This window comes from Stutzerimonas tianxiuensis, assembly GCF_053470365.1.
In genome coordinates, this window is sequence record NZ_JBPVWS010000009.1 from 1 (window position 1) to 25,043 (window position 25,043).

Genomic DNA, 25,043 nt, shown 5'->3' on the forward strand with positions numbered 1-25,043 from the left:
CGCTCAAATAGTGGGCAATTCGCTTTGTCTTTGTCGCGCTCTGTCCATTTATGAATTCAAGTCCGACAGGCTGCTAGGTCTCTCAGCACGGTTCCATTCCCCTGGTGGCCAGTGCGCTAGTGTAGCGGCTCGAAGGGCGGGAATCTGCGTTGCAAGACAAATGCAGGTCAGGCAGAACCAGGCGCGTTTTGATTGGGCGCCTGGCGGTTGCGAATTCAGTCCAGCCCGCGGACGTCGCGCTCCTGAAAGTGCGGCAGCTGCCACTGGAAGGTCATTGCCAGCACTCGGAACAGGAAGCCCGCACACAGCGTGGCCAGCGAGGCGATGGACGTGTCGATCCCGAGCCAGAGCAGCGTCACATAGAGCACGCCAGTGAACAGCGCCACCGTGGCATAGAGCTCGCGCCGCAACACCATCGGCACACGGTTGCAGAGAATGTCGCGCAGCAATCCGCCAAACACGCCGGTGATGACCCCCGCCAGCACAACGATTGAAAGGTGCGCGCCCATGTCCATGGCGACGCCGCAACCGATCACGGTAAAGGCCACCAGGCCCAGGCCGTCGACCAGCAGAAACACCTGCCGCAGGTGATGCATGTGCCGCGCGACCAGAGCGGTGACGATGGCCGCGCCCACGGTGAAACCAAGGTACTCGGGATGGGCGATCCAGCCGATCGGGTAATGCCCCAGCAGCACATCGCGCGCCGTGCCGCCGCCCAGCGCCGTCACCGTGCCGAGCATGCAGATACCGAACAGGTCCATGCCGCGGCGCATGCCCATGATGGCGCCGGACATGGCTTCGGCCGTAATGGCGATCAGATAGATGATGTGCAACAGCGTCACAGCGGAACTCCAGAACAGGCAGGCGGGAAAACGGCGCCATTATGGGGCACACTGCTATTCAATCGATGTGACTTAGCAAAATTAGGCTATACAAACATTTATTTAATCTGAGGACGCAGGGCTTGAATCTTGATCCCAAACAGACTGAAGCCTTCCGTGCGGTCATCAAAACCGGCAGTTTTGAGCAAGCTGCCCTGCGCCTGCATCTGACGCCACCTGCGATTTCGCAGCGGGTGCGAGCGCTGGAAAGCGCCTTGGGCAATGCTCTGGTGGTGCGCAGCCGCCCCTGTCGCCCTACCGAAATAGGCCAGCGGCTGCTGCAGTACCTCAAGCGGGCCACCTTGCTTGAAGCCGACCTGATGGCGGACCTGGCCGAACGCAGCGACGCGCCGCTGGTGGTGGTCGCCGCGCTCAATGCCGACAGCCTGGGCACCTGGTTCTTTCCGGCGCTGGCGGATGTGCTGATCAAAGAGCGCGTGCTGCTCGATCTGACGGTCGAGGACCAGGACCACACCTACAGTCTGCTGGAAACCGGTCTAGCGATTGGCTGCATCAGCACCGAGCCCAAGCCCATGCGCGGCTGCACGGCCAGCCCGCTGGGAAGCATGCGCTATCGCCTGGTGGCGTCCGCGGCCTTTCGGCAGCAGTACTTTCCCAACGGTCTGAACCGCAATGCCGCGCGCAAGGCGCCGGTGGTCGCCTACACCAACAAGGACCGCCTCACCTCTTCGTTCCTGCTTCGCCGGCTGGGCCTGCCCGAGGGCGCCTACCCTTGCCACTATGTGCCCGGCGCCGAGCCTCGCTTCAATGCGATCCGCTACGGGCTGGGCTATGGCATGGTGCCGCAGCCGTTGCTGCAGGATGCATTGGCCGACGGCATCGTGGTCGACTTGGCCGCAGACGCGCCGCTGGACATCTTGCTGTACTGGCACACCTGGAAGGTGCAGTCGCCGCGCATGGAAAGCCTCTCCCGCCAGATCATCGAAGCGGCGCCGAAGATCCTTGCGCGACCTGAGGAAGCCTGCTGAAAAGAGTGTCCGCCTGCTTTTGTGGTCCGCGAGCCAGCTCGCTTCTGCAAGAGCAATAAGATGCGAGATCGGGACAGGGCTCAAATCGATGGCCGCCCCGCCCGTGCGTCCGGCTCAAGGGAAAGCGGGCTTTCTACAACAGGTGCTAACCTGTGTTATGTAGGCGCGAGCTTGCTACGAAGAGCCCCATGTCCAGGCCAAGCGCATCACCGGAACTGCGCTCCGGCCGGCACTGAGGCACACTAACGCCTATGACTTCCATTCTTTATCACCCAGCCTGCTGCTCGCCGCTGAGCGATCACTGGCCGCTGCCGCTCGCCTTGCCTGGCGTGCAGCTAATTAGCACCCGCTTCGACCCCGCCCTGCTCGACCCCGAGGACTTCACCCGCTGCGGCGTGCCGGGCATGAGCGCCGTGAGCAAGCGCCAGACCGAGTTTCTCGCCGGTCGCCTCTGTGCGCACGAGGCCTTGCGCAGGGTGACGGGCGCGCCGTGCATCCCGGCCGTGAACGAGGATCGCTCGCCCAACTGGCCTGCCGGGGTGGTCGGCTCCATCACCCATGGCGCTGGCTGGGCGGCGACCGTGGTGGCGCGTCGCGAGCAATGGCGCGGTCTCGGGCTGGATGTGGAGAAGCAGATTCCCACTACACGGGCCGACCGCCTGGTCGCTGAAATCCTCACGCCGCGCGAGCTGGAAGGTTACGCCGCACTCGACGAGACCCAGCGTGCGCTGCGCGTCACCCTGACCTTTTCCATCAAGGAAAGCCTGTTCAAGGCGCTGTATCCGCTGGTCAACAAGCGCTTCTACTTCCAGGAAGCCGAGCTGATCCACCACGACAGCAGCGGTTACGCCCGCCTGCGTTTGCTCAATGACCTATCGGAACAATGGACGACCGGCGCCGAGCTGGAGGGCCAATTCGCGCAGTTCGATGATTACCTGCTGAGCTTGGTGAGCATTCCAGCTTGAATCGTCACAGCTCGGCGCAAAGCCCTCCCGGACAACACACCTCTCAATAGCCGCAGGGCGCTGACCCCAGCGCCTACTTCACCCGCTTGCGCGGCCAGACCAGGCTGAAGCGCGCGCCGCCCAGGTCGCTATGCCCAATCTGCGAACGGCCGCCGTGCCAGTAGGTAATTCGCCGGACGATGGACAGCCCCAAACCATGCCCGCCGGACGCGCGAGTACGGCTGTCATCCAGACGCAGGAAGGGGGCAAAGACCTTCTCCCACGCATCTTCAGGCACGCCCGGCCCGTCATCGTCGACCACCAACTGCGCCCGCTCGCCATCGATGACGAAGCTGACCTGAACTCGCGTTTCGGCGTGGCGCATGGCGTTGCTGATCAGATTGCTCAAGGCGCGGCGCAGGTAGTGCGGCTCGGCATCGACCACGCTGCTGCCGTCGGCGGCCGGCTTACAGGGCCCGCGCTCGACCTGCACCGCTGGCCGCAATGGCGCCAGCTCTCCGATGACCTGATCGACCAGTGCGCCGAGATCCACCGCCTGGAACGTCAGCTCTGGCGAACCCCGTTCGAGGCGGGTATAGACCAGCATCTCGTCCACCAGGCGATCCAGGTCGTCGATATCGCCATCCATGTCTTCCAGATAGCGATTACGTGCTTCCGCTGTCTGCGCCGAGCCGGCCATTTCCAGGCCGAAACGTAACCGCGCGACCGGCGTTCGCAGCTCATGGGCCACGGCGCTGACCATTTCCCGCTGCACCGCCAGCAAGCGCTGCAGGTGAGTGGCCATGCCGTTGAAGGCCTTGGCCAATCGCCCGACCGAGTCGGTTCCGGCATCCGGCACGCGCGCTTCCAGCTGGCCGTTAGCGATGCGCGTGGCGGCGCGCCCGACGCTCCTTAGGCGCCGCTCCAGCTGGCGTACCAGCAGATACACCGTCAGCCCGATCAGCGACAAACCCAATACACCGATGAGGGTCAGCAGCTCGGGCGGATAGGGATTGAGCTGACGCAACGGCCCCAGCGACATGATCCACGGGGTTCCGGCAATCGCGGCGAACACCCGGATGGCCTCGCCGCCGTTGACCAGCGCCATCACCGTGTCGCCTTCATCAAGCCGGCGCCGCTGATCGTCATCGAGACTGGCGCTGTCGCGGGTCAGCAGCGCCAGCGGATAGCCGAAACCACGCGCCGTCTTCAGTTCGGCCAGGCGCTGGGGTTGTTCGGCTTCGGGATAGCGGATCAGCTCGTCGATCAGCAGGTAGATCGTGGCGCGTGCCAGCTGCTCGCTGAGTTGCTCGACCTCGCCGGTCAGGGCCAGCCGGTCGTCGGCGCTGACCAGGGAATAGATCGTCACGCTGCCGGGGCGAATCTGCTCCACCAAGACCTGGCCGCGCAGCAGTCGTGTCTCCAGGCCGCCTTCCAGCCGGATGTCTTCCAGGGTGCGCACCCGCAACGGAATCCCCAGCAGCCGCCCCCAGAGGTTCGCCGCCTGACGCCGTTCGATGGGCGTCATGTTGCTCATGTTGTGCGCCATCAGGCGAAAGGTACCGGCCGCCAGCGCTTCTCGATGCTGATCGGCCCGTACCTGGTTGAGCAGATGCAGACCGCCCACGCCCAGCAGTCCAACCAGCACCAGTACGGCGAGCATGCCGCCGTAGATGCGCAGGAAGATCGAATTCACTGCAGCGCTTCAGCCGCTTCGGAAACGAACAGGTAGCCCTTGCCACGCACCGTCTTGATCAGGCGCGGGTGGTCGGGGTCGTCGCCGATCTTGGGGCGGATGCGCGAAATACGCACATCGATGGAGCGGTCCTGGCCGTCGTACTCGATACCGCGCAATTCAGAGAAGATCTGTTCGCGGGACATGATCCGTCCCGGATTGGAGGTCAGCAGCCACAGCAGGTCGAACTCTGCACCGGTCAGCTCGATGCCCTCACCGCGCAACCAGGCCTCGCGCAACGCGTTGTCGACCACCAGCGGGCCGTACTGGACGCGCTTGCCGCCTGCGGCTGCCGCCACCTCTGTGCCTTCCCGGCGCCGCAGCAAGGCGCGAATGCGGGCCAGCAGCAACCGCGGCCGCACCGGTTTGCACACATAGTCATCGGCACCGATCTCCAGCCCCAGCACCTGATCCAGGTCGTCGGCACGCGCGGTCAGCATCAGGATCGGCCCGTCATAACGATCACGCACCTTGCGGCAGATCGACAGTCCGTCTTCGCCGGGCAGCATCAGATCGAGCACCACCAGATCGGGACGCTCGTTGATGATGCGTTCGGCCGCCTGGGCGCCGTCCGCCTCAATCGAGACCTGCATGCCATTGCCTTCAAGATACTCGCGGGTCAGTTCGGCCAACCGCTGGTCATCTTCGACAATCAGGATGTTCCAAGACTCTTGATCCACCACGCGCCCTCCCGATACACCGGCCGGCATTGTAGCGCCAGGGCACCGCCAGATGGCAGCGGTTGACATGCACCTCCACGACGGAGCGGCCTGGATGACCGGTGGAAGCGACGCCCTTGATGCCCGCTTCGCAGAACTGCCACAGCGCCGCGCCGGCCCCATGCCAGGCAAAAGGCCATCAGCACAGCCCGTTCCGTCAAATCACCGTCTCGCTGAGCGTAAACGGCGCTAAATCCGCCTTTGACAAAACACCACATATAGTGTTTTGCCCAAGGCACCTCCGGGCGTCTGAAAGCGCTGTATGAGCCCGCATTTCATCCGAAGCCTTTGCACGCCGGAAACGGCGCGGGCTGCGCCCTTATCGCGCACAGCTCACCCACATGTTATCCACAGGTTGTTCATTTCAGGTGCCTTGCACTGGGCCTGAACCCTCACTATCGTGTCGCTCCAAGCGCCTTTTACCCCACATATTGGGTGTCCAAGGCCAAACAGACACAAACGCCGAAAAAAGCAAGCAAAATAAATTCGCTCTGATTTTTACCCGGCTCGCGCCCCCACGGGCGCGATAGATCGTCGCCGCAGACCGCGATCCTGCACAGCCCAACGTTGATTTTGCTCAAGCCCAGCAGTAGCGCATGCGCCAAGCGCGTCACACTACATGTTGTGTTTTGAGGTTGTGATCTTCACAACGCCTGACTATGCTTCGGCACACACGATTCGCCACCCCAGGTGCCGGATCGTTTCCAGTTTTGAGTCACCCATGAGGCCGGTTCGCCGGGGCATGGTTCATGCAATACGAGACACGCAAGACCCGATCAAGGCCGCCCACAAAGCGGGCCTGACACCTAACGTGCTACCGAGACAGAGAGAATCCGGAGACCCCATGCAGAACGAGTCCACTCGCGAGAACCCGCACGCCGACAACAGCTCGCTGGACCTGGCCGCTACCGCGCCGGGCCAGCTGCGCGTGATCAAGCGCAACGGTACAGTCGTCCCCTACACCGACGACAAGATCACCGTCGCCATCACCAAGGCGTTTCTCGCAGTGGAAGGCAACAGCGCCTCCGCCTCGTCGCGCATCCATGACACCGTCGCCCGCCTGACCGAACAGGTCACCGCCACCTTCAAGCGTCGCATGCCTTCCGGCGGCACCATCCACATTGAAGAGATCCAGGACCAGGTCGAACTGGCCCTGATGCGTTCCGGCGAGCAGAAAGTTGCCCGCGACTACGTGATCTATCGCGAATCCCGTAGCCAGGAACGCAAGCGTGGCGTTGCCGATGCACCGGTCGAAGCCCACCCGAGCATCCGTATCAAGCGTGCCGACGGCAGCATGGCGCCGCTGGATCTGGGCCGCCTGAACACCATCATCACCGAAGCCTGCGAAGGCCTCGAAGAAGTCGATGGCGCGCTGATCCAGAAAGAAACCCTGAAGAACCTGTACGACGGTGTCGAGCAGACCGACGTCAACACCGCGCTGGTGATGACCGCCCGTACCCTGGTCGAGCGTGAGCCGAACTACTCCTACGTCACCGCTCGCCTGCTGATGGACACCCTGCGCGCTGAAGCCCTGAGCTTCCTCGAAGTCGCCGAAGCCGCCACCCATCATGAAATGGCCGACCTCTACGCCAAGGCCCTGCCCGCCTACGTGGAAAAAGGCGTGCAGTTCGAACTGCTCGACCCGCGCCTGAAGGAATACGACCTGGCCAAGCTGGGCGCGGCGATCAACCACGAGCAGGACCAGCAGTTCACCTACCTCGGCCTGCAGACCCTTTACGACCGCTACTTCATCCACAAGGATGGCGTGCGTTTCGAACTGCCGCAGATCTTCTTCATGCGCGTCGCCATGGGCCTGGCCATTGAGGAAGAAAACCGCGAAGCCCGCGCCGTCGAGTTCTACAACCTGCTGTCGTCCTTCGACTACATGGCCTCCACGCCGACCCTGTTCAACGCCGGCACCCTGCGTCCGCAGCTGTCCTCCTGCTACCTGACCACTGTGCCGGACGACCTGGGTGGCATCTACGATGCCATCCGCGATAACGCCCTGCTCTCCAAGTTCGCCGGTGGCCTGGGCAATGACTGGACCCCGGTCCGTGCACTGGGCGCCTACATCAAGGGCACCAACGGCAAATCCCAGGGCGTCGTGCCTTTCCTGAAAGTGGTCAACGACACCGCCGTCGCGGTCAACCAGGGCGGCAAGCGCAAGGGCGCGGTCTGCGCCTACCTGGAAACCTGGCACCTGGACATCGAGGAATTCCTCGAGCTGCGCAAGAACACCGGTGACGACCGTCGCCGTACCCACGACATGAACACCGCCAACTGGATTCCGGACCTGTTCATGAAGCGCGTCTTCGACGACGGCAAGTGGACCCTGTTCTCGCCGAGCGAAGTACCCGACCTGCACGACCTCACCGGCAAGGCCTTCGAGGAGCGCTACGAGTACTACGAAGCCCTGATCGAATACGGCAAGATCAAGAACTACAAGACCCTGCAGGCCAAAGACCTGTGGCGCAAGATGCTGTCCATGCTGTTCGAAACCGGCCACCCATGGCTGACCTTCAAGGACCCGTGCAACCTGCGCAGCCCGCAGCAGCATGTCGGCGTGGTGCACAGTTCCAACCTCTGCACCGAAATCACGCTGAACACCAACAAGGACGAGATCGCCGTCTGCAACCTGGGCTCGATCAACCTGCCGCGCCACATCGTCGACGGCAAGCTCGACACCGCCAAGCTGGAGCGCACTGTACGCACCGCCGTGCGGATGCTCGATAACGTCATCGACATCAACTACTACTCCGTGCCGCAGGCGAAGAACTCCAACTTCAAGCACCGCCCGGTGGGCCTGGGCATCATGGGCTTCCAGGACGCGCTGTACCTGCAGCACATCCCATACGGTTCAGACGCCGCCATCGACTTCGCCGACAAGTCCATGGAAGCGGTCAGCTACTACGCCATCCAGGCCTCCTGTGACCTGGCCGACGAGCGTGGCGCCTACGAGACCTTCCAGGGCTCGCTGTGGAGCCAGGGCATCCTGCCGCTGGACTCGCAGCAGATCCTCATCGAAGCGCGTGGCCAGAAGTACATCGACGTCGACCTGACCGAGTCCCTGGACTGGGCCCCGGTCCGTGCCCGCGTCAAGAACGGCATCCGTAACTCGAACATCATGGCCATCGCACCGACCGCGACCATCGCCAACATCACCGGCGTGTCGCAGTCCATCGAGCCGACGTACCAGAACCTGTACGTGAAATCGAACCTCTCGGGCGAATTCACCGTGATCAACCCCTACCTGGTTCGCGACCTCAAGGCGCGCGGCCTGTGGGACGCGGTCATGATCAACGACCTCAAGTACTACGACGGTTCGGTGCAGCAGATCGAGCGCATCCCGCAGGAGTTGAAAGACCTCTACGCGACCGCCTTCGAAGTGGAAACCAAGTGGATCGTCGACGCCGCCAGCCGCCGCCAGAAGTGGATCGACCAGGCTCAGTCGCTGAACCTCTACATCGCCGGCGCCTCGGGCAAGAAGCTGGACGTGACCTACCGCATGGCCTGGTACCGTGGCCTGAAAACCACCTATTACCTCCGTGCCCTGGCCGCGACCAGCACCGAGAAGTCCACCGTCAACACCGGCAAGCTCAACGCCGTGTCCAGCGGTGGCAACAGCGGCGCTAGCGCTGCTTCAGCCAAAGCTGCGGCCGCGCCAGAAATGGCAGCCGGCCCAGCACCGGTGCCGAAGGCGTGCGCGATTGATGAGCCAGACTGCGAAGCCTGCCAATAAGTAGTTGAAAGTCGCGGTCCCCAGAGCGGACCGCGCGTTGTTGTCCGCCAAGCCGGCCCCCATCACGTACATGCGTACGCTCAGGGGCTCCGGCTTGGCAGACGCCTAGCGCTGCCTCGCTCTGGAAACCGCTCACACCGAGCTGCTGCTGAAAAGCGCTGCTCTGAGGTTTGAGAGGCAACACGGACCCTGTAGGAGCGAGGGGGACGCCTAGTCCTTGCTCGCGATCCGCTCCCGCTCCGACCTCTCGGAAATACGGTGACATCGGGCCCCACCGCCCACCAATTTCTGCTTTTGCGTGCAAACCAAAAGCCCAAAACATTCCCGACCGGCCGCGCCGGTCCCCAATCAGGAAAAACCGCCATGCTGAGCTGGGACGAATTCGACGAAGAAGAAACCACCACCGCCGCGCCGGGCGTCGCTGCGCCAGCCGCCCCCCAGGCCGCTGCCGCCAGCAACGAAGCCCCCGCCAAGCTCGACCAGGACGCCGCCGGCTCCGTCGAAGAAGCCCGCGCCGTAACCGCTGATGACTCCGCTGCCATCGCCCGCGCCAAGAAAGCCCTGGACGACCTCGACATCCAGGAAGGCCTGGACGAACTGGAAGGCGAATCCGCCCGCGTTCACGTCGGCGACAAGCAGATGATCAACGCCCGCGCCGACCTCAACCAGCTCGTCCCCTTCAAGTACGACTGGGCCTGGCAGAAGTATCTGGATGGTTGCGCCAACCACTGGATGCCGCAGGAAGTGAACATGAACGCCGACATCGCTCTGTGGAAGAGCAAGGACGGCCTCAGCGAAGACGAGCGCCGCATCGTCATGCGCAACCTCGGCTTCTTCTCCACCGCCGACAGCCTGGTCGCCAATAACCTGGTGCTGGCCGTGTACCGCCTGATCACCAACCCCGAGTGCCGCCAGTACATCCTGCGCCAGGCCTTCGAAGAGGCGATCCACACCCACGCCTACCAGTACTGCATCGAGTCACTGGGCATGGATGAAGGCGAGATCTTCAACATGTACCACGAGATCCCGAGCGTCGCGAAGAAAGCCTCCTGGGGCCTCAAGTACACCCGCTCCATCTCCGACCCGACCTTCCAGACCGGCACCGTCGAGACGGACAAAGAGTTCCTGCGCAACCTCATCGCCTACTACTGCGTACTGGAAGGCATCTTCTTCTACTGCGGCTTCACCCAGATCCTCTCCATGGGCCGCCGCAACAAGATGACCGGCACTGCCGAGCAGTTCCAATACATCCTGCGCGACGAGTCCATGCACCTGAACTTCGGCATCGACGTGATCAACCAGATCAAGATCGAAAACCCGCACCTGTGGGACGCCGCCATGAAGGACGAGGCGACTCAGATGATCCTCCAGGGTACGCAGCTGGAAATCGAATACGCCCGCGACACCATGCCCCGCGGCGTCCTCGGCATGAACGCCTCGATGATGGAGGACTACCTCAAGTTCATCGCCAACCGTCGCCTGACGCAGATTGGTTTGAAGGAAGAGTATCCGGGTACCACCAACCCGTTCCCGTGGATGAGCGAGATCATGGACTTGAAGAAGGAAAAGAACTTCTTTGAGACGCGGGTTATTGAATATCAGACGGGTGGGGCGTTGAGCTGGGATTAATATTACGCGTGGGCTTAGGGATACCTAGGCCCACGGTGCACCGTACAAAAGGTTTTCGGATACAACATTCATGGACGAGATCCTGGCGAAGACTCACTATAGGAAAACATTTTTCCTTTCCGTAACAACAATAATTTTACTTACCCTGTTAATTCGTAAGTATGTAATTCCTGAGCTGGACGGAAGCTTAGATATTACTTATACGACCCTCCTTGCATCGCTTCTCGACAACCTCATCATTTCTCTATTCTTGGCAGTAGCAATTGGCTGCTTTCTGTTCTGGCTACAGCCAGAAATTATCCGAAGATCTGTAATCCAGGTAGTTGAACCAAAGCAAATCAACCCCCTATTGAAGAGCGCAACAGACTCGTCCTGCTTTTGGATTTACAAAGGAACCTGTGGACGTTACACACGCGCAACAACTATCCCGCGCTTCGCGGAAGCAGCCAGAAATGCCGGAATTGGACGCGATATTCGAATTTTCCTACTTGACCCAAACGATACTGGGCTTTGCGAAGAATACGCAACGTATCGCAGAAGCCTAAAGTCGGCAAGAACTGGTGTTCCATGGACAGCTACATCCGTCCAAGAAGAAATCATTGCAACCGCACTTACCGCACTAAAGTTTTCGCAGTCAGAGCCCCTTCTGCGGATTGAGCTATATTTCGTCAACAATTTCTCAGCATTTCGCTTAGATATTTCCGACGTATACGCAATAATTACAAAAGAGGATAAAGAAGCATCGGCCCTACGAGCTGATGCAGGCTCCTATTTTTATGACTCTTACAAAGACGACGTCCGACTTACAGAAAGACAAGCCCGAAGAATGGTGCTACCCGCAATAATGCCAGACGAAATCAATTCTGCCACAGCTATCCCTCTTATAATTGAGAGCCAAATAGCGAACAGTGCCGCCATCAGTTTACTGAACGCACAACATATAGTTGACAAAGTTAACAATCCGACAGACCCGTATCGGTAGCCTAAGATGAATACGATAGAGCTCGAACGACTCTTGGACGAACGAAGACTTACCGTTTTCGATCTGATACAGTTATGTGAAGATGCAAACGAGAAACTTGTCTGGCATCCACTAGGATTCGTGTCCGGTACTTTCATCAGGCACGAAATATCTAAAGCCAGACTACACATATGGCCAACGGACAACAAAAAGCAAATTGGTGGACTAGAAGTACACGATCATACATTTGACTTCACAAGCTGGGTGATCCAAGGAACAATTGAAAGCCAAACCTTTACCCCTGAAAACAACGGTGAGCTTTCGGTCGCCTACTGTACAACTTACACGGGCTCCGAATCTGTTCTAACCAAAACCTCTAAAAGAATCAGTATTACGCATCAGGTGCCTTTAATTTTACGCGCCGGCGACAAATATTTTTTTGAGGCGGGACGATTACATCGATCACGTGTTCTTGGTAAAAATCCGGCTGTAACAGTTTTAATTACAGCTGAGGGAAAAACAGAGTCACCTCTAGTACTGGGCCCCGAAGCCGGCCAGATTGAGTACAGATATCAGAGATCTGCTCTAAGCAAACTTGAGCAGACACTGCTTATTGAAAGATTGAGAGAATCGAGCTAGAAAGGGCAAGCGGATGCGCATTTATAAAGAGGCCGCCGCTTACTACAAAAACAGCCCGCCATCTAAAATTTATTAGCAAGCTGCCCCTTCGCCAGACGCACCTGCCATCTAAAGAATAAGTAAAATCTCGATTTATGCGAGCTCCCCAAGGAAACTAAATGCCGTACGAATTAAAAAATCGGCTTGTCATTGGCTTAGCTTCCAGCGCTCTCTTCGATCTGGAAGAGTCGGATGAAGTGTTTCGCTTAGAAGGCGAGGAAGCCTATCGGAACTACCAGCGTAAAAATCAAAATCGTCCATTGCCGTGTGGTGTCGCGTTTTCCTTTGTCAGAAGACTGTTAAGCCTTAACCAACTCAACCCAACCGATCCGCCGGTAGAGGTGATACTGCTTTCCCGAAATGATCCGGATACAGGGCTTCGCGTCATGAAGTCGATTGAGTTTCACGACCTACCTATGACACGCGCAGTGTTTCTTCAAGGCCAATCACCCCAAGCCTATATCCCAGCGTTGAATATCAGTTTGTTTCTGTCTGCTAACGAGCTCGACGTCAAGCAGGCGATGACCGCCGGATACCCAGCTGGCCAGGTATTGAAGACACTCGCCTACGACGACCCAGAGGACCATCAACTCCGAATAGCACTGGACTTCGATGGCGTGTTAGCGGACGACGAAGCGGAAAGCATTTATCAACAGTCTAAGGACCTCACTGATTTTCACGATCACGAACGGAGCCTTGTAGATACGCCCCACAACCCGGGTCCATTGGCAGAGTTTCTTAAAAAGATCTCAATTATACAAAAACTAGAACAAACCAAGATTGGAACCAACCCGAGTTATATCAAGATCTTAGATATCAGTATCGTTACCGCACGTAATGCGCCATCCCACGAGCGCGTGATAAACACGATGAGGCATTGGGAGATCATGGTGAATAAAGCGTTTTTCTTAGGGGGCATTGAGAAAAAATCTGTTCTCGAAGTATTAAAACCTCACATATTCTTCGACGATCAGCGTCTTCACCTCGACCCTGCGGCGTCAGTTCTCCCCTCAGTACACATCCCGTTCGGCGCTATCAACAAGCTAAATTGAAACAAGTCAGCAACAATACAAAAAGACGCACCTAACTTGCCATTGGCACGGCATTGACAGACTCACTAATACAACATTATTTTGAATCAAGGACGACGATGGAGTTTTTGATAGAGGTATTTAAGGGACTCAAAGAGGCAGATGCCTGGAGCGGAGCCGTTGCGGGCCTTATCGCAGGCGCTATTGGTGCTATCGTTTTCAAGCCAATATTGTTGAAAATCTTGGGGCTCGTTGGATCTTTCCTATTTTATCTACTTGGTCTTATGGGGAAGCCCTTAAGACTATGGGTTAGAAAGCGGAAATTGAGACACGTAAATTGGCTTCGGCAGATTCGCACTGACAGTCCTGCTATCACCAGAGAGATTGCTCGAAGCTACGCCTATTTGATCTTGTTCTGGATTTCGTTTCTGCTATGGCTTTTTGTTTTAGGAAACAAGCTTGTTTTCCCTGACGCTGCGAAACCATCACATATCGGATTGATCTTTTTGTCTTGCCCCACCTATTGCTTCGAAATCTGTTGGTTGCGCAGATCGAGCCGAGTCGATGCCATTCTCCGCAATCGGAATAAAATAAAGCGCTGGCTTACTCAACACTAACATGTCACCCCAACATCCGGGTCTGGCCTGCGGCAGACGTCACTCTTGACGAGGAGCGGAGTCCGCTCCGCCTTCTAATCTTTTGGTTCATTTGTTTCTTATGCACGAACCGGCAAGCGACACCAACCGCCCCTTTTAGGAGGGTGAACGGAATCGTCATGGAAGGGGTTGAGCGGCATGGATGCCGCGAGAGCCGCGATGGGCCAGGGATGGCCCTTCGCGGCGCGCCCCTGGAATGGCGATGGAGCGAACGAACCCGGAGCGAAGCGCAGGGCCGGATGCAGGGGCAAGCGTTTTTGGTTACTTTTTCCGCGACTGGAAAAAGTGACCCGCCCAGCAGGGCGGAACCACAGCGTCAGAAAAACTCTTACTACGATTCATTCTCCAGCGAACTCACCCGCACTCCACACTGAACCGCTCGCTTACTGATGTTATCCAGGAATCGATACACACCGTCCGGCTGCGTACGGAGAAGATTTCTTACGGCTCCCCCGTGGATTCGATTGGCATCCCCACACTCTTTGTCCCACAACGGCCTCTCGCCCACAGCCCCAATGTAGGCAAACTCGCTAGCCAGGACTAGGCCGACCGTCTGCGCCGGAGCATCGAAGATTGCGCCCACACGCTCCCAATCTTTGCCCTTTTTTGTTAGCCAGTTAAATAGGCCTTCTTCATCCAGTGTCTTGAACAGGCCGCGCTCCATTAGCGCCGTTTCGCCGAACAGTGCCTTCAGCCCTTCAAACAGCCTGGCCGCGATGAAACGATCAAGCGCCGTCTGCGCCTCGACCATGAAAGCGTACATCTCACGCTGATCCCTATCCTGCAGGCTCATGGCGTAACTATCGAGACTCATGACTTTTCTCCAAGACTTGGGTTTTTGCAGCCGCTCTAAAACGAGGCGGTATTCTTCAAAGGCGTTTCGTATGCCGCCGGCTGGCGCTTTTTCAGCGCAGCGTTCAGCCCACTGAGTTAGCGAAGGGAAATAAGGGTAGTGATGAAACGGGATCTCCGCACCCAACTGCAGCTCCGGAAGATCGGGATGAGGCTTAGGCTGACCAACTCCCTCCCAACGCAGCATGTCGTCAACAAGAGAGAACCCAATCATGCTGTCACTGCTCGGCCGGCTCCTCCGAGCGCTCAGATAGATCACAGCCAACCGGCCAGCTAGATTCTGCTCGCCGGCGCACAGCTTCTTCTGTACGCAACCGATATACCGGCTAATTTGGTGAGGCTGGTCCAGCGCATTGATCTTGTTTTCGATGATGAGCGCGTGCTCACCGTCGTGTATCAGGATATCGATACTGTCTTTTTCCCGAAGGACCATGGCGCGCTTGAGGTCGATGAAATCTCGAAGCCCTACTGGTAGCTTTTCGAGGAATAGCTTTAGAAATATGTTTCCCTGATAGTGCAGACCTTTCGGATTAAGCATTGAGCACAGGAAACGCGAGTGAAGCGTCACTTCGTTCGACGGCTTGAGCATCGATGCGATCAGGCTGTAATCATGCAGCCCATCCTGTTTACGCCGCTCGTTATCAGCCTGCAGGCTGCGGTATTTATCTAGACAGCGCTTCGCTACTTCATCCATGTCGCTACAGTTCTTTCGGCCGTGAATAAGAGCGCACTATAAAGTGCGGCGCAGACATTGCCATCATTTAGGCATCACGAAAAACTTGAGGTAGCGTCACCACGAGGCGAAGGCCCTGCAGTCTGCAGTTGCCTATAGCTGGGGCGGGCGAAACGGAAGGGGGGGGGACGTTAGTCCATCACCTCACACAACCCACCCGGCACCTTCATCACCCACTGCCTTACTGCGAGAACGGTTGGATCATCCCGACGGCTTCCGGGATATGCGAGATGAACGGCTTGCCTTCCATCTCCGGCCCAAACGGCTGCATCAGCCGCCCTGCCCTCACCCGTCCTCGATCTGCTGACAAGGGGACCCGAAGCACTCATGAGGGTTTGGAGAAGCAGGCGAAACCACGGATCGCCAGAATCGTGACTATTCTTTGGTCTCGACAGTCGCCGCCTCGTCAATCCGGGCCGCAGCAGTAAGAGGCAGCCCGAGGGATGGAAAGCGCGCATGGACAGCTGTGATCATCAGTGGAGGTAAAGCATGGCCGATAGCAGTGAAAGCCCGGCGGCAGGCGGGAACCTGATTGATACCGACTACCAGATTGGTCAGGACAATCTGGTCACGACCATCGGCCCCATAGAGGTCGACATCCATAACCCTGTTTTCGCTATCTCCGGGCTGATGACGATTGTGTTCGTCATCTTCACGCTGGCGTTCCCGGAACTCGCAACCGGCATATTCACCGCTGCGATGAGCTGGGTAACGGTCCGCTTCGACTGGCTTTTCATCCTGGCCTCCAACATCTTCCTGGTATTCGCGGTCGCTATCGCGCTCTCGCCCTATGGCAAGGTCAGGCTCGGTGGGCCTGATTCGAAACCGGACTTTTCGCTGTTGGCGTGGCTCTGCATGCTGTTTGCCGCCGGCATGGGCATCGGGCTGCTTTTCTGGAGCGTCGGTGAGCCGATGACGCACTTTGTAAGCTCGGTCGCGCCCGATGCTGGGAGCCCTGACAGCTGGGCACCGCTCGGGGGGTTGCCCGGCGATGTCGACGGCTCGGCCAGGCTCGGCCTTGCCGCCACGCTCTATCACTGGGGACTGCAGGCGTGGGCGATCTATGCGGTCGTGGGGCTCGCGCTGGCGCTCTTTGCCTTCAATAAAGGCCTGCCGCTGGCGATTAGATCTACGTTCTATCCCATCTTCAAAGAGCGGGTCTGGGGCTGGGTCGGCCATGCCATCGACATACTGGCGGTGCTGGCGACCCTCTTCGGTCTTGCGACCTCGCTTGGGCTTGGCGCCGAACAGATCAATGCTGGCCTGTTCTTTCTCTACGGCGTACCCGTGTCCGCCACGACCAAGATCGTGTTGATCACGCTGATTACGGGCATCGCGACCGTTTCTGTTCTGCGCGGGCTTGAGGGGGGCGTCAAGAAGGCTTCCGAGATCAACATGATCATGGCGTTCGTATTGCTGATCGCCGTGTGCGTATTTGGCCCAACTGGCGCAATCGTGGAGCGGGTCGCGGACTCTGTGGTCAGCTATTTCGCCTATCTACCGGCGCTGTCGCAGCCCTTCGGCCGTGAAGACGAGAACTACGCACAGGGCTGGTCCTCGTTCTACTGGGCATGGTGGGTATCATGGTCGCCCTTCGTGGGGATGTTCATTGCCCGGGTCAGCCGCGGCCGCACGGTGCGCGAGTTCATGATTTGCGTGCTGATCGTCCCGTCAGCCGTCTGCATTCTCTGGATGTCGATCTTTTCCGGTGTCGCGTTCGACCAGTACATCAATGACGGCTATCGCGCCGTGGCGGATGCGGCGCTGGAGGTCAAACTGTTCGCCATGTTCGACGTGATGCCATTCACTCAGGCGATGTCCCTGTTGGGCATCGTTCTGGTGGCGGTGTTCTTCATCACCTCATCGGACAGCGGCTCACTGGTCATCGATACCATCACGTCCGGCGGCAAGGACGACGGCCCCATCCCTCAGCGCGTGTTCTGGTGCATTTTCGAAGGTCTGGTCGCCATCGCCCTGCTGTTGGGCGGAGGCCTCAAGGCGTTGCAGTCCATGGTGGTCACGACCGGTTTCCCGTTCACCTTCGTGCTGCTGCTAATGTGCGTCAGCATCGTCATCGGCCTGCGGAGCGAGCTCAGGGTACCGCGCCCAACGGTCGTGAAGGCGCGATAACACCGCGTCGCGTCTTCCTCCGCCTCGTTGCCCGTTAGCGAGGTGGAAGGTGGGCAGCTAGCAAGTAGCCTGGAAGATACGCGTGGAAAAGGCTTCGCCGTATTCCACTCTACGGTCGAGCCTCGGGTAGCGCGGCTCGGCTTTGCCGGTATCAGCGCCCTACCTCACACAACCCACCCGGCACCTTCATCACCCACTCCCTCACCGCAAGAACGGTTGGATCATCCCGACGGCTCTCCGGATAAACCAGATGAAACGGCTTGCCCGCCATCTCCGGCCCAAACGGCTGCATCAACCGCCCTGCTTTCACTTCATCCTCGACCAACTGCCGGCTCATCAGCGCCACGCCTTGGGCACCGATGGCGGCGGAGATGGCGTGGGTTTCGTCGGAGAAGACCAGCCCGGCGCTGACGTCCAGGCTCGGCACCTTCGCGAGCTTTTGCCACGCGGCCCAATGAATCGGCGCCGAGGTGGCGCCCCGGGCATGAAAGTGGATCAGCGGGTGGTTGGGCAGGTCGACGGCGTCACGCAAGCCCAGCAGCGGGCTGCAGACCGGGACGAAGGTATTGTCGATCAGCTTCTCGGCCACCAGCCCGGGCCAGCGGCCGTCACCGTAGCGGATGGCCATATCCGCCGTAACGCCATCCAGCGCCACCGGCTCGTGCGAGGTATGGAAGCGCAGGTCGATATCGGGATGGGATTCGCGCAGCAGGCAGACCCAGGGCACCAGCCAGCGCACGGCGATGGCAGGGGTGGTGCTGAGGGTGATCGCCTGTCGGCAGGGTCCGGCACTGAGGCGGTCGACTGTGGCGCTGATGCTGTCGAACGCGGTCTCCAGCGTCTGTTGCAGCTCACGCCCCTGAGCGGTCAGCTCCAGCTGCCTGGGTTTGCGTAGGAACAGCGCCACGCCGAGGGATTCTTCAAGCGAGCGAATCTGGTGGCTGATGGCCGTAGCGGTAACGTTCAATTCCTCGGCAGCCTGCTTGGCGCTCTCATGGCGGGCGGCCGCTTCGAAGGCACGCAAAGCGGATAGCGAAGGTAACCAGCGGTGCGCCATGGCTGAATTTTCCTCATCTGTAACCGAAAGAAATGGTCGTTTGTCGCCCACAGAGGCTAAACCTAGTCTGGGTCTACCGCGAATGACAGATGAATTCAGTCACACAGGAGACCCACCATGACACACCTTCTGCACCTCGACGCCAGTGCCCGCCCCGGTTTTGCCGGCACGGATGAGCACGGTTCCCACAGCCGTCATCTCAGCCACCGCTTCGTAAGCCAATGGCTGGCCCATCGCTCGCAGGACAGCATGACCTATCGGGACATCGGCCAGAACCCGCCCTCCTTCATCAGCCACGACTGGATCGCCTCCTCCTTCACGCCTGAAGATCGTCGTGAAGCATGGATGAAGGAAACATTGGCCGAGAGCGACCGGCTGGTCGATGAGCTGATCGGGGCGGATGTACTGGTCATCGGGACGCCGTTTTACAACTTCGGCATGCCCGCCGCGCTCAAGGCGTGGGTCGACCTCATCGTGCGCCCGGGAAGGACGATTGAGATCGACGAAACCAAACTACCCGAACCCTACGTCCCGCTGCTGGCTGACCGGCCACGGCACGCGGTCATCCTCACCGCCCGCGGGGGCATCGGCTACGGTCCTGGTGGCGAGATGGCGCAGATGAACAATCTTGAGCCGAACCTGGTGACGGCGCTCAACTTCATCGGTATCACCCGCATCCATCAGATCGCGATTGAAGGGCAGGAAACCGGGGGCGAGGTGCTGGCGGCCTCAGTAGAGCAGGCGCAACGTGAGGTGGATGTGTTGGTTGCGGAACTGCAGGCGGCGCTTGCCAGGGCGCCGGTGAGCTCCCATCAGCAGAGGCAGGGCGAACCCGTCTAGCGACACAGCCGCCCCGTTCGCCCCGCGATGGACAGAAGCCAACGCCAGTCTCAGGCGTCGGGTGCGCTGTCTGGCGTGGTGAAGGGACGGCGGCTGGATACGAGCTTGCGTGCTGTATCCACGAAAGGCATCACGATCAGGCTGTAGAGCGTCAGGTAGCGGTGCGAGTCGCGTTCGGCGGTGCCGAATTCGATGCGTTCAGGCACGGGGCTGGTGACGTAGAGGGTGCCGAACATCCAGTCCCACAATGACAGGTTGGTGCTGAAGTTCTTGTGGAAATGCCGCGGCGCATCGCTGTGGTGAATCTGATGCTGGGCTGGGCTGTTGAAGATGTGCTCGAGGCGCGGTCCGAATGACAGCCACACATGACTGTGCCGCAGGTTCGAGGCCAGGCCGTTGAAGATGAATACCAGATAGGTCACGCCGAACAGGGTGTAGCGGCTGATCTCCCCGCCGCAGACATACCAGAACGCACCGGCATAGGCGCCGAGGAAGACCAGATCGACGAGCCTGCCGACTATTTTTTCCAGAAAATGGACGCGGCTCGCCGTCAGCGGAACCATCACCGGCGCCGAGTGATGGACCTTGTGAAACTCCCACAGCCAACTGCAGTGAAAGGCGCGATGAACCCAGTAGTGGGTGAAGTCGCTGATCAGGAATACGCCGAGCCCATACAGCAGCGCCAGCGACAGGTTGTGCCCGACCTGGGGCCGCTCGCCCCACAGGTTGGTGAAGAAGCTGATGTAGTCGCCCGAGCGGAGGATGTAAGGGTCGACCAGGCCCACGATGGGCACCACCAGCAATACCTTGATGACGCCACGCACGAAGTAATAGCGGTAATCGAGCAAGGCCGAACGGTGCAGGTGCACCCTATTCCCACCGATGAACTGCCAGAACGAGGGTGCGTCAGTCAGGCCGCGGCTCAATCGGAAGCGAAACAGGCCATAAGCGGTGGCGTAGGAGATGGCAAGAAACAGCACGCCAAGGCGGCCGTTCAGGTCGAAAACGCCGAGAAACTGCTCGATCAGCGGTTCGGCAAGGTAGTGATGGAGGGATTCAAGAACGCCCATGTCTGGCCGCCTCAAAAAAGAAGTCGCGGATTATAGGACCATGCGAAACGGCTCGTATATGCGAATCTTTATCAGCCGCAAAAACGGATAACTTCGCCTTCGAGGCGCTTGTGGGGAGAGATCTGACGGCGTGACATGCTCCGGCCAAAACGGCCGCTTACGGATCAGCTCCCACGCCGCGGGGCAAGCAATAGCAGCCGCTGAAGTCGCGAACTGCAGTGCGCCGGGGCGCTTCTGGGCAGGTGCTTGGCTAACAAAGCCGCCATCATGGCCGCAGCGTCCGGACGCGGCTTAGAGCGAGTCCGCGCCAGGGCAACGACAGGCGCCGGCAGCGGTAACGGAGGACCCACGATTGAACGATTCAGCGCGCGGCCTGCTTCTGGTAAGCAGCGGCATCGTCGTACTCAGTTTCGATGGCCTGTTGGTGCGCCTGGCACAGGCCGATGGCTGGAGCATCGTGTTCTGGCGGGGGCTGTTGATGTTTCTGGCGCTGGGTGCGTTCTCGCTGTCGGCCAAAAGTCGGGCAAGTCTCAAGGCGCAACCGCTGATCAGCGCCGCCTCGGCCTTGCTGTTGGCCTTTACTTCGATCTTTTTCGTGCTCGCGGTCATTCATACAACGGTGGCCAACGTGGTGGTCGTGCTCAGCACGGCGCCCCTGTTCGCCGCCCTGTTCACACGCTTTTTCCTGGGCGAGTCGGTGGCGTTGCACACCTGGCTGGCCATCGGCGTGGCGGCGCTGGGGATCATGGTGGTCTTCGCCGGAGCCTTCACCCCCACCGATCTGGCTGGCAACGGTTATGCGCTGTTGTCCTCGGCAGCGGTGGGCGCCAATCTCACCCTGCTGCGCCGCCACCCCGCCATCGAAAGGATGCCCCTCATCGCGCTCGGCGGCCTGGCGGCTGCGCTGATTGCCTGGCCCAAGGCCGAACCGTTGGGCCTGGAGATGACAAGCTACTGGGCACTGGCAATCATGGGCCTGATCCAGATGCCGCTGGCCACGTTGTTGATCAATAACGCAACCCGCTATCTGCCCTCTGCGGAAGTCGCGCTCTTCTATCTATTGGAAAGCGTGCTGGGGTCGCTGTGGGCCTGGTATTTCCTGAACGAGACACCCGCAACTTCAACGCTTTATGGCGGCGCGCTGGTCATTGCGACACTGGTGGTTCACGCCGGATTGAGTCTGCGTCGGCGCCCCGCATCGCACGGACCGTCCGGCCCCGGTGCGAAACCCTGTCTGGTGGCGGACAAGTAAACCGCAAGGGAGACGCCATGCGCGCCGGAAGCCTCCGTTAAGTCGCTGCGGCCGCGGATCAGCCGCGAGATAAGCGCCGAAGCGCGTCAGGCTTAACAGCGAAGGCAGCGAGTGGACACTTCACAGACCGGTACCGCCCCTGGCGAACTGCCAACGGCGCTTGGCCGATCGCCCGTGAGGTGACGTACATCGAAACACCCGGTGTCCCTGTAAGCCCCGTCCTTGCGCCATAAAGTGCATTGGTCGGAAAGATACGGGGCAACCTCAAGGCTTGACAGACCCGTGCCGATAACGTCTTGCCGGCCGCGACTCGCCAGCGATCGATTCGATTGAGGAATCGGGCGCTTCGCGGCCGCGAAGCGCACTGGATTGCGCGAGGGTTCCCCGCAGAACGAAGCGCAGGTCGGCGTGGACGTCTTGATGAACTGGCCAGAGGCCGTTGAACAATGAAAATAAAACACAAACTGCTAGCAAGCTTTCTGGTCGCGACGCTTGTTCCCGTCCTTGTCGTGGCCCTGTTCACCATCCGCAACGTAACCGAGGAGGCCAAGGTCCAGTTTCAGGAAAGCAGCAGCCTGGATGTTCAGCTGGTGAACAACACCTTTGTGACCCTGTTCGATTCGGTCAGCCATACCGTGTCGGCGATGGCCGACTTTGCCGCCGTCAAGGATACCGAGGCTGGCGAGCTGACCACCTACTTCGGGGCGCCCGGCAAACCCGGCGCCACCGCCACGGCCAATGGGGGCCGCGAGAAACAAATCTTCGATTACTTCTCGGGTATCGGTAACAACAACCCGAACTTCGGTTACGTCTACATGGGCGATGCCCAGGGCGGTTACGTGGAGTGGCCGGGTACCGGAGATTACGGCGATTGGGACCCGCGCGGGCGCCCCTGGTTTACCCTGGGCAAAGACGCCAATTTCCAGCTGACGCGCCTGGATGGCTATTACTGGGAACCGGACGACGCGGTCTACGTGTCGGTGATCAAAGCCTTCAAGGACCAGGCCGGCAACTTCGCCGGGGTGGTGGCGACTGACGTGTCGCTCAAGGCGCTGACCGACATGGTCCAGAAAACCCGCTTCGGCGAGACCGGTTTCTTCATGCTGGTCGAGAACAGCGGAACCTTGCTGGTTGACGGCCACCAACCCGAAAACAACTTCAAGAAGCTCAGCGAGCTGCCGGGCGATTACGTCGCGAACATCGCAAACACAGAGAACGGCCTGATCGAGGTAAACATCGATGGCGTCGACTATCTGGCCAACGTCTTCACCTCGCCGACTCTGGGCTGGAAGTTTGTCGGCTTCATGCAGGTCGACGAAATCCTGGCTGGCGCACACAGGCTGGCGTGGATGACGCTGGTCGCCTGCGCAGTGCTGGTGGTGCTGTTCGGTATCGCCGGGGTCATATTTGCCAACCGCATCGTCACCCCGATCAATCTGGTCAAGGACGGGCTGCGCACGATTGCCCAGGGCGAGGGTGACCTGACCCATCGCCTCCCCGTGCTGGCCCGGGATGAAACCGGCGAACTGGCCAAGTGGTTCAACCAGTTCATCGAGTCGACGCAGTCGATGATCACCGTCATCAAGGACAACGCCGTCAGCATCGACAGCGTCTCTAGCCAGACCAACGAGCGCACCACCGCCATGTCGGACAGTTTGCAGCGCCAGTCGAGTGCTGTGGAGCAGATCGTCACCGCTGTCACCGAGATGGCCTCGGCGGCCAACGAGGTGGCGCACAACTGCGTCAGGACGGCAGAAGTCTCCGCACAGGGTCTGGAAGCGACGCGCGTTGGCAAGGAGGTGATCGCCCGCAGTACCGCCGGGGTGAACGATCTTGGCGCCAGCATCCAGGGTTCGAGCAAGGTGATTCGAGAACTCGAACGCGAAACGGTGAGCATCAACACCATCCTGTCGAGCATCCAGCAGATCGCCGAACAGACCAACCTGCTGGCGCTCAACGCGGCCATCGAAGCGGCACGTGCTGGCGAACAAGGACGCGGCTTCGCCGTGGTGGCCGATGAGGTACGCAATCTGGCCAGGCGCACCCAGGATTCAACCGGCGAGATCAACAAGATCCTCAACCTTCTGGTCAGCCGCATCAGCGAGGTGACCGCGAGCATGGATCGCAGCCTGACCGAATCGAGCAAGGCCATCGAGCTGTCCGGTGAGGTCCTGGGAGCGTTCGAAGAGATCGAGAATGCCGTCCAGATGATCCGTGACATGACCACCCAGGTCGCCACTGCCACCGAGGAACAGCATCTGGTTACCGAGGACATCAACCGCAACGTGGTGGCCATCAGCGACGCGGTTGCCCAGGTGTCGAGCCAGGCTTCGGAAGTCGAAAGCTACTCTCAGGAGCAGCGGCAACTCAGCAGCGCGCTCCGGCAGCTGGTCGGGCGCTTCCGCACGCAGTAACGTTTGCAGCGGCCAGCCCTTCGGGGCTGCCCCGCTCGGCTGAGACTGGGTTAAGCGTTGGCGGACGACGACCGCGTGCTCAACGACGCTCCATGCGCTGATGGGCATCCCGGCGTCGACCCCAGACAATTGACCAAGGCAGCAGCGCCCTATGGTAAGCGCCCGATCACGTCTTAACCGGAGCGCCCATGTCCAACCCACCGATCACCGTACTGCGCGATACCCAGCCCATGCCTGTCGTCGATGCCTGCAAATGGGAGCGAATCGAAGGCGAACCGCACACCGTCAACCTCAACGCCTACACCTCCGATGACGGCAGCAAGATCATGGGGACCTGGATCTGCACGCCCGGCAAATGGCGCGTGGAATACGTCAAATGGGAGTACTGCCACTTCCAGGAAGGCTACTGCATCATCACGCCTGACGGCATGGCGCCCCTCCACCTCAAGGCGGGTGACATCTTCGTGGTGGAACCCGGCATGACCGGCACCTGGGAAGTCGTCGAGACCGTCCGCAAGTACTTCGTGTTTGCCTGAATGGTAATGCGCAGGACGCGCGTCGAATCGGTGCTACGGCAAGCGTCGGCCGAACAGCTGAGCCGTCCGCCAGTTACACGATAGGCAGGCCAGCACTGGACCGCCGGAAGGATCATACGAAGCCGCTCGCCACGGGCAACCGTTATGGCCGCCCGCTCTGCGTCGCGGTGCATGAAAGCGTCGGCGGCGCCCAGAGG

At 59.7% G+C, this 25,043-nt stretch carries 18 protein-coding genes and 1 pseudogene; 12 read left to right on the forward strand and 7 right to left on the reverse strand.

Features of this window, described 5'->3' with window-relative positions:
- Positions 1-215: 215 nt before the first annotated feature.
- Complete coding sequence (locus ACSSNI_RS12715; RefSeq protein ID WP_102838198.1) at positions 216-842, reverse strand: trimeric intracellular cation channel family protein; 627 nt, start codon at positions 840-842, stop codon at positions 216-218.
- 122 nt (positions 843-964) lie between these two features.
- On the opposite strand from ACSSNI_RS12715, the gene ACSSNI_RS12720 reads away from it, so the two are divergent.
- Both ACSSNI_RS12720 and ACSSNI_RS12725 read left to right on the forward strand, forming a co-directional pair.
- Positions 965-1,870 (forward strand): HTH-type transcriptional regulator ArgP, encoded by a 906-nt coding sequence (locus ACSSNI_RS12720; RefSeq protein WP_200639178.1) that lies wholly within the window; start codon positions 965-967, stop codon positions 1,868-1,870.
- A 251-nt stretch (positions 1,871-2,121) separates the two neighbouring features.
- On the forward strand, positions 2,122-2,835 hold the full coding sequence (locus tag ACSSNI_RS12725; protein ID WP_200639176.1) for a 4'-phosphopantetheinyl transferase family protein: 714 nt from the start codon (positions 2,122-2,124) through the stop codon (positions 2,833-2,835).
- Positions 2,836-2,908: 73 nt separating this feature from the next.
- On the opposite strand, the gene ACSSNI_RS12730 is transcribed toward ACSSNI_RS12725, so the two are convergent.
- Both ACSSNI_RS12730 and ACSSNI_RS12735 read right to left on the reverse strand, forming a co-directional pair.
- Positions 2,909-4,510, reverse strand: coding sequence for an ATP-binding protein (locus ACSSNI_RS12730; RefSeq protein WP_200639174.1), 1,602 nt, complete (start codon positions 4,508-4,510; stop codon positions 2,909-2,911).
- On the reverse strand, positions 4,507-5,229 hold the full coding sequence (locus tag ACSSNI_RS12735) for a winged helix-turn-helix domain-containing protein (RefSeq protein ID WP_200639172.1): 723 nt from the start codon (positions 5,227-5,229) through the stop codon (positions 4,507-4,509). Before ACSSNI_RS12735 ends, ACSSNI_RS12730 begins: the two co-directional genes overlap by 4 nt.
- A gap of 883 nt (positions 5,230-6,112) precedes the next feature.
- On the opposite strand from ACSSNI_RS12735, the gene ACSSNI_RS12740 reads away from it, so the two are divergent.
- The 5 genes from ACSSNI_RS12740 to ACSSNI_RS12760 all read left to right on the forward strand — a co-directional run bounded on the left by ACSSNI_RS12740 (position 6,113) and on the right by ACSSNI_RS12760 (position 13,327).
- Positions 6,113-9,007, forward strand: a complete 2,895-nt coding sequence (locus tag ACSSNI_RS12740) for a ribonucleoside-diphosphate reductase subunit alpha (protein ID WP_200639170.1) — start codon at positions 6,113-6,115, stop codon at positions 9,005-9,007.
- Between the two features lie 363 nt (positions 9,008-9,370).
- On the forward strand, positions 9,371-10,636 hold the full coding sequence (locus ACSSNI_RS12745; RefSeq protein ID WP_200639168.1) for a ribonucleotide-diphosphate reductase subunit beta: 1,266 nt from the start codon (positions 9,371-9,373) through the stop codon (positions 10,634-10,636).
- Positions 10,637-10,706: 70 nt separating this feature from the next.
- The gene (locus ACSSNI_RS12750; RefSeq protein WP_200639166.1) at positions 10,707-11,618 is read left to right on the forward strand and encodes a hypothetical protein; all 912 of its coding nucleotides are present in this window, start codon (positions 10,707-10,709) and stop codon (positions 11,616-11,618) included.
- Between the two features lie 6 nt (positions 11,619-11,624).
- The gene (locus tag ACSSNI_RS12755; RefSeq protein WP_200639164.1) at positions 11,625-12,236 is read left to right on the forward strand and encodes a hypothetical protein; all 612 of its coding nucleotides are present in this window, start codon (positions 11,625-11,627) and stop codon (positions 12,234-12,236) included.
- Positions 12,237-12,394: 158 nt separating this feature from the next.
- Positions 12,395-13,327 (forward strand): 5'-nucleotidase, encoded by a 933-nt coding sequence (locus ACSSNI_RS12760; RefSeq protein ID WP_200639162.1) that lies wholly within the window; start codon positions 12,395-12,397, stop codon positions 13,325-13,327.
- Positions 13,328-14,293: 966 nt separating this feature from the next.
- On the opposite strand, the gene ACSSNI_RS12765 is transcribed toward ACSSNI_RS12760, so the two are convergent.
- Positions 14,294-15,508 (reverse strand): PDDEXK-like family protein, encoded by a 1,215-nt coding sequence (locus ACSSNI_RS12765; protein WP_200639160.1) that lies wholly within the window; start codon positions 15,506-15,508, stop codon positions 14,294-14,296.
- Between the two features lie 170 nt (positions 15,509-15,678).
- Positions 15,679-15,836 (reverse strand): annotated as a pseudogene (locus ACSSNI_RS12770) (LysR family transcriptional regulator); the annotation flags it as partial.
- A gap of 200 nt (positions 15,837-16,036) precedes the next feature.
- Between ACSSNI_RS12770 and ACSSNI_RS12775 the strand changes: the two are divergent.
- The gene (locus tag ACSSNI_RS12775; protein ID WP_200639158.1) at positions 16,037-17,677 is read left to right on the forward strand and encodes a BCCT family transporter; all 1,641 of its coding nucleotides are present in this window, start codon (positions 16,037-16,039) and stop codon (positions 17,675-17,677) included.
- A 151-nt stretch (positions 17,678-17,828) separates the two neighbouring features.
- Here the strand turns inward: ACSSNI_RS12775 and ACSSNI_RS12780 are convergent, their stop codons facing one another.
- A complete protein-coding gene (locus ACSSNI_RS12780) occupies positions 17,829-18,734 on the reverse strand; it encodes a LysR substrate-binding domain-containing protein (protein WP_200639156.1) in 906 nt (301 codons plus the stop codon).
- 117 nt (positions 18,735-18,851) lie between these two features.
- Here ACSSNI_RS12780 and ACSSNI_RS12785 point away from each other — a divergent pair, with 117 nt between their 5' ends.
- Complete coding sequence (locus ACSSNI_RS12785; protein WP_200639154.1) at positions 18,852-19,574, forward strand: FMN-dependent NADH-azoreductase; 723 nt, start codon at positions 18,852-18,854, stop codon at positions 19,572-19,574.
- 50 nt (positions 19,575-19,624) lie between these two features.
- Here ACSSNI_RS12785 and ACSSNI_RS12790 read toward each other — a convergent pair whose 3' ends face one another.
- On the reverse strand, positions 19,625-20,644 hold the full coding sequence (locus tag ACSSNI_RS12790) for a sterol desaturase family protein (RefSeq protein WP_200639151.1): 1,020 nt from the start codon (positions 20,642-20,644) through the stop codon (positions 19,625-19,627).
- 352 nt (positions 20,645-20,996) lie between these two features.
- Here ACSSNI_RS12790 and ACSSNI_RS12795 point away from each other — a divergent pair, with 352 nt between their 5' ends.
- The 3 genes from ACSSNI_RS12795 (at position 20,997) to ACSSNI_RS12805 (ending at position 24,846) form a co-directional block, all read left to right on the forward strand.
- Positions 20,997-21,896 carry a DMT family transporter gene (locus tag ACSSNI_RS12795; protein ID WP_200639149.1) on the forward strand — a complete coding sequence of 300 codons (900 nt, stop codon included), beginning with the start codon at positions 20,997-20,999 and terminating at the stop codon, positions 21,894-21,896.
- Positions 21,897-22,342: 446 nt separating this feature from the next.
- Complete coding sequence (locus ACSSNI_RS12800; RefSeq protein ID WP_200639147.1) at positions 22,343-24,310, forward strand: methyl-accepting chemotaxis protein; 1,968 nt, start codon at positions 22,343-22,345, stop codon at positions 24,308-24,310.
- Positions 24,311-24,498: 188 nt separating this feature from the next.
- The gene (locus ACSSNI_RS12805) at positions 24,499-24,846 is read left to right on the forward strand and encodes a cupin domain-containing protein (protein WP_200639145.1); all 348 of its coding nucleotides are present in this window, start codon (positions 24,499-24,501) and stop codon (positions 24,844-24,846) included.
- The last annotated feature ends 197 nt before the right edge of the window (positions 24,847-25,043 follow it).